This is a genomic window from Stenotrophomonas sp. 2YAF22 (assembly GCF_052114665.1).
In the GTDB taxonomy this organism is placed as follows: domain Bacteria; phylum Pseudomonadota; class Gammaproteobacteria; order Xanthomonadales; family Xanthomonadaceae; genus Stenotrophomonas; species Stenotrophomonas indicatrix.
This window is the reverse complement of record NZ_JBFRFE010000331.1, coordinates 1-4682: the sequence shown is the minus strand read 5'-3', so window position 1 is coordinate 4682 and position 4682 is coordinate 1. Positions and strand designations below refer to the sequence as shown.

5 protein-coding genes are annotated in these 4682 nt (G+C 63.7%); 4 read left to right on the top strand and 1 reads right to left on the bottom strand.

Annotated elements, in window-relative coordinates; genetic code table 11:
• The 4 genes from AB4Y84_RS13635 to AB4Y84_RS13620 all read left to right on the top strand — a co-directional run.
• The coding region (locus AB4Y84_RS13635) for an efflux RND transporter permease subunit (protein WP_442250286.1) at nt 1–623 on the top strand (623 nt) is incomplete at its 5' end.
• Between the two features lie 36 nt (nt 624–659).
• Complete coding sequence (gene fabF / locus AB4Y84_RS13630; protein ID WP_367785126.1) at nt 660–1937, top strand: beta-ketoacyl-ACP synthase II; 1278 nt, start codon at nt 660–662, stop codon at nt 1935–1937.
• Nucleotides 1938–1999: 62 nt separating this feature from the next.
• Entirely contained in the window at nt 2000–2575 is a 576-nt protein-coding gene (locus tag AB4Y84_RS13625) for a TetR/AcrR family transcriptional regulator (RefSeq protein WP_312106683.1), read from the top strand.
• Nucleotides 2576–2660: 85 nt separating this feature from the next.
• Complete coding sequence (locus AB4Y84_RS13620) at nt 2661–3848, top strand: serine hydrolase domain-containing protein (protein WP_312106685.1); 1188 nt, start codon at nt 2661–2663, stop codon at nt 3846–3848.
• A 12-nt stretch (nt 3849–3860) separates the two neighbouring features.
• On the opposite strand, the gene AB4Y84_RS13615 is transcribed toward AB4Y84_RS13620, so the two are convergent.
• The coding region (locus AB4Y84_RS13615) for a phosphoethanolamine transferase (RefSeq protein ID WP_442250285.1) at nt 3861–4682 on the bottom strand (822 nt) is incomplete at its 5' end.

The window sequence follows — 4682 nt, the reverse complement described above, 5'->3', positions numbered from 1 at the left end:
ACGATGCACTGCAGCCACCGGATGTATCCACCGCTATCAGCAAGCAGCTTGCGCCGCTCATTGCCTCGCTGCCCGAGGGCTACGCGATTAACCAGGCCGGTTCCATCGAGGAATCGGGCAAGGCGATGAGCGCGATGCTGCCGCTGTTCCCGATCATGCTGGCGGTGACCCTGCTGATCATCATCCTGCAGGTACGTTCCATCTCCGCGATGATCATGGTCTTCATGACCAGTCCGTTGGGGCTGATCGGCGTGGTGCCGACCCTGCTGCTGTTCCAGCAGCCGTTTGGCATCAACGCGCTGGTTGGATTGATCGCATTGTCGGGCATCCTGATGCGCAACACGCTCATCCTCATCGGCCAGATCCACGAGAACGAAGAGGCGGGGATGGATACCTTCCACGCCATCATCGAGGCGACAGTTCACCGCGCCCGCCCAGTGATCCTCACTTCTCTGGCAGCGGTGCTTGCGTTCATTCCGCTGACGCATTCGGTGTTCTGGGGAACGCTTGCCTACACGCTGATTGGCGGCACCATTGCCGGCACCGTCATGACACTGGTGTTCCTGCCGGCGATGTATGCCATCTGGTTCAAGGTCCGAGCGGAAAAGACCCGCGTTGCCTGACGTTGGCCCGGACCTCTTCCATATGAGAGATAAGCTATGAAAATCGCCGACAAAGATCGCATCGTGGTGACCGGAATGGGCGTCGTGAGTCCACTCGGCTGCGGGGTGGAAACCGTCTGGTCGCGCCTCCTGGCGGGACGCTCCGGAATCGGGTCGCTTGGTCCTGATCTCGCGGCGGGAACCGGATGCGAAGTCGGCGGGCGCGTGCCTGATCGCATTCAAGATCCTGAGGCGGGTTTCGATTCGACCGGCATCATCGCGCCGAAAGACCTCAAGAAGATGGACCGGTTTGTTGAGTTCGCGCTGGTCGCTGCCCACGAAGCCCTTGAGCAGGCCGGTTGGCGGGAAGCCGATGAGCGTGGGCGGCTGCGAACGGCAACCGTGATTGCCACCGGGATCGGCGGGTTTGGATCCATCGTCAATGCGGTCCACACCACCGAAAGCCGAGGGCCTGGCCGGTTGTCGCCCTTCACTGCACCCACCTTCCTGGCGAATATGGCGGCTGGGCAGGCATCGATCCGTTACGGGTTCAAAGGTCCGCAGGGCGCTCCCGTCACGGCCTGCGCGGCGGGTGTCCAAGCCATTGGTGATGCGGCGCGTCTCATCCGATCCGGCGAGGCGGACATCGCGTTGTGCGGTGGTGCGGAGGCGGCGATGCACCGGGTCAGCCTGGGCGGCTTCGCCGCTGCCAAGGCACTGAGTACGTCGTTCAACGGCTCACCCCAGGCAGCCTCTCGCCCGTTTGATGAGCAGCGGGACGGCTTTGTCATGTCCGAAGGGGCGGGGCTGCTGGTGATCGAGCGGCTGGATCACGCGCGCTCGCGTGGTGCCACCCCGCTGGCCGAGCTGGTCGGCTATGGCACCACTTCGGATGCCTACCATTTGACTGCGGGACCCGACGACGGCAGTGGCGCCCGCAGGGCGATGGAGATCGCGCTGGCGCAGGCGGGCATTTCCGCTGAGCAGATCGACCACATCAATGCGCACGCGACTTCGACCCAGGTGGGGGACCGGGCAGAGCTCGCGGCCATGCGTGCCTTGTTCGGCGCCCGTCCAGATCTTCTCATCTCTGCCACCAAGTCCAGCACCGGGCACCTGCTCGGGGCGGCTGGCGGCATCGAAGCAATCTTTACGGTGCTTGCCTTGCGCGACCAGGTCGCGCCGGCGACGCTCAACCTCGGCCGCCCGGATCCGTTGGCAGACGGGCTTTCGATCGTCGCCGGCGGGCCGCGGAAGGCGGAGATCGAGTTCGCGTTGACCAATGGATTTGGCTTTGGCGGCGTGAATGCCAGTGCATTGTTCAGGCGGATGTGAGCGTGGTTCGCTCCAGCGGCCTCCCAAGCAAAACCGCCCTGCGCTGGGAAGGAGCACGGGCGTTGAGCCGACGTTGGATACTGGATGCAGCCGGCACTGTGTTTGCGGAAGAGGGGTTTGAGAACGCGACGATGAAGCGCATCGCTGAGGCCTGCGACGTCAGCAAGGTCACGATCTATGCCCACTATCGTGACAAGGCGCAGCTCTACGGGGCGGTCATGGACAGCCATCTTGCATCCTTGCCGGTTGCTGGGCTCCACATGCGTGGAACGTTGGATCTTGGCGATGCGCTGATGCGGATCACCGATGGCATCGGACGGTTGGCGGCAAACCCTTCATGCCAGGCTTTCTGCAGGGCGCTTTCGCGTTCAGATCATGCCCGTGCTGTCTACATGGAGCACTGGCGTGCGGTGCTCCAGCCGTACTTCGATCTCGCCGAACAGGCGATGGCGACGGCCTCCGCAGGGTCGCTGCATTCCAGTGACAGCGAGAAGTTCCTCAGGCTCATCCTTGCAGAGCATGGCCTGCCAGATGCGGCAACGCCCATGTCCGGAAGCCATGCCACGGTCGCGCTCTTCGTGCGCGCCTATGCACAAAGGCCGTCGGACGCCTGGAATGCGCCGCCCGGGCGCGGGTGAAGGCACCCGATCGCGCATGACTTCATGCACTGCACGATGACTACAAATGTAGTCATCCTGTACCTGCCCAATGGAGGAGCCCGCCATGAGAGCCTGTTTATTCGTCTGCATAGTCTTCCTCGCGTTGCGCCCCTGGGTGGCCGGCGCCAACACGCCTGACGCCCTTGCAGCGATCGAGCAGAATGCCCGCAATGCGCATTCCGACGCGCTCTTCGTTGAGCGAGAAGGCGCTGTCCTGCTGCAGATCGCACCCGCCGCCGGTGAAGAACGGATTCACCTCATGTCGGCGACCAAGTCCGTCGTCGCCCTGGCCATCGGGCTGCTGCTCGATGACGGCAAGCTCGCTTCCATCGACGAGCCGGTCAGCACTGTTTACCCGGAATGGCGGCAGGGAAGTAAGCGGGACATCACGATCAGGATGTTGATGGACCACACCTCCGGACTGCAGAACGTAGCCAACGCCGGTGTGGAACTGGAGGGCGCACCGGATCTGGTGAAGCTGGCGCTGGCGGCCGAGGTGTCCACCGATCCAGGCACCACGTTCGCTTACAACAACAAGGCCACCAATCTCCTGCCGGGCATCGTCGAACGGCTTGCCGGCAAGCCGCTGGATGTCTACCTGGACGAGCGGCTGTTCAAGCCACTCGGCATCTCCCGCCATGCATGGATGAAGGATCAGGCCGGCACGCCCTTGGGCATGGCCGGGCTATCGCTGTCAGCCCCTGATCTGGCGGCGATCGGACGACTGATGCTGGCCGGTGGCGTCGCCCCGGACGGCAAGCGGTTGCTGAGCGAACGCTCGGTGGCGTTGATGACCGCCGAGAGCGCACGCTCCCCCGATGTCGGCCTGCTGTGGTGGCGCATCCCCGCTTGGGAGCACTACCGGCTGAAATCAGCGGCAGCAGCCCTCCTGTCTGCCCGCAGCGTGGACGCTGGGACGCAGGAGGTGCTGCTGGCCACCGAGGGCCGTCTGTTCGACAGCAAGGCAGCGCTGATCAGCTTCCTGGCCGAACGCCTGGGACCTGCCTGGCCACAGCGCTACGCTGCCGAAATCAGCGGGCGCGGATTGAGACTCAGCGACATCTTCGACATCGACCGGGGGCCTGTAGCGGCATACGCAGCCAACGGCTATCTCGGCCAGCACCTGGTCATTGTTCCCGACAAGGGCGTGGTCGCGGTCAGGCAGATTCACCGGCGGGACAGCCACAGCGCTCCGCTCGACGATTACGCCGCGTTTCCCATGGACGTACTGCGTTTGGCGGAGACACTGTGACAGTCGACGGCGCTAGGGGAGGCGGCAGCCCGCGAACACATCCAGGCCCGGCTCGTAAACCCCGCTGCTGATATCGAACAGCCCCAGCAGGGAGTGGAAGAGATTGTCGTGGCTGTAGGATCTGGTGCCCGCAGCATGACGCAGGCAGGCAACCTCAAGTCGTGCATGGGTCGCGAAGGCGGGAGAGAACCACATCACCAGCGGCACCTGGGTCTGCTCCCGTGGCGCGATGAAGTAGGGCGTCCCGTGCAGATACAGGCCGTGCTCGCCAAGCGACTCGCCATGGTCGGAAACATAGATCAGGGCCACATCGCGCTGGTCCGCGTAGGTCTGCAGCAGGTCGATGGCCTTGCCCAGCAGTCGGTCGGTATAGACCAGCGTATTGTCGTAGGTGTTGACCAGCGCTTCATTGCTGCATTTCTGGATCTGGTTGCTGGCGCAGGTGGGGCTGAATGTCCTGGCATCGGCCGGATAGCGTTCAAAGTACGTGGGCCCATGGCTGCCCAGCTGATGCAGCACGATCAGCCCATCACCCGGCATCGCCTCGATGCGCGCGCCCAGCTGGTGCAGCAGGATTTCGTCATGGCAGGTGCCATCCCGGTTGACACACAATTCCGGCACTTTCAGTGGAGGCATGTCTTCGGTGGGCACGCGCTCGCACACGCCCTTGCATCCGCCATTGTTGTTGTCGCGCCAAAGCACGCTGACACCAGTCCGCTGCAGGATGTCGAGCACGTTCTCTTCCGATGCCGCAGCCATACCGTCGTACTGCGACCGCGTCATCTGCGAGAACATGCAGGGCAGTGACACCGCCGTTGCGGTACCGCAGGAGGA

What these genes read in the sequence shown, in the direction of transcription:
- fabF (WP_367785126.1), top strand. Translation starts at nt 660, where the DNA reads ATGAAAATCGCCGACAAAGATCGCATCGTGGTGACCGGAATGGGCGTC.
- AB4Y84_RS13620 (WP_312106685.1), top strand. Translation starts at nt 2,661, where the DNA reads ATGAGAGCCTGTTTATTCGTCTGCATAGTCTTCCTCGCGTTGCGCCCC.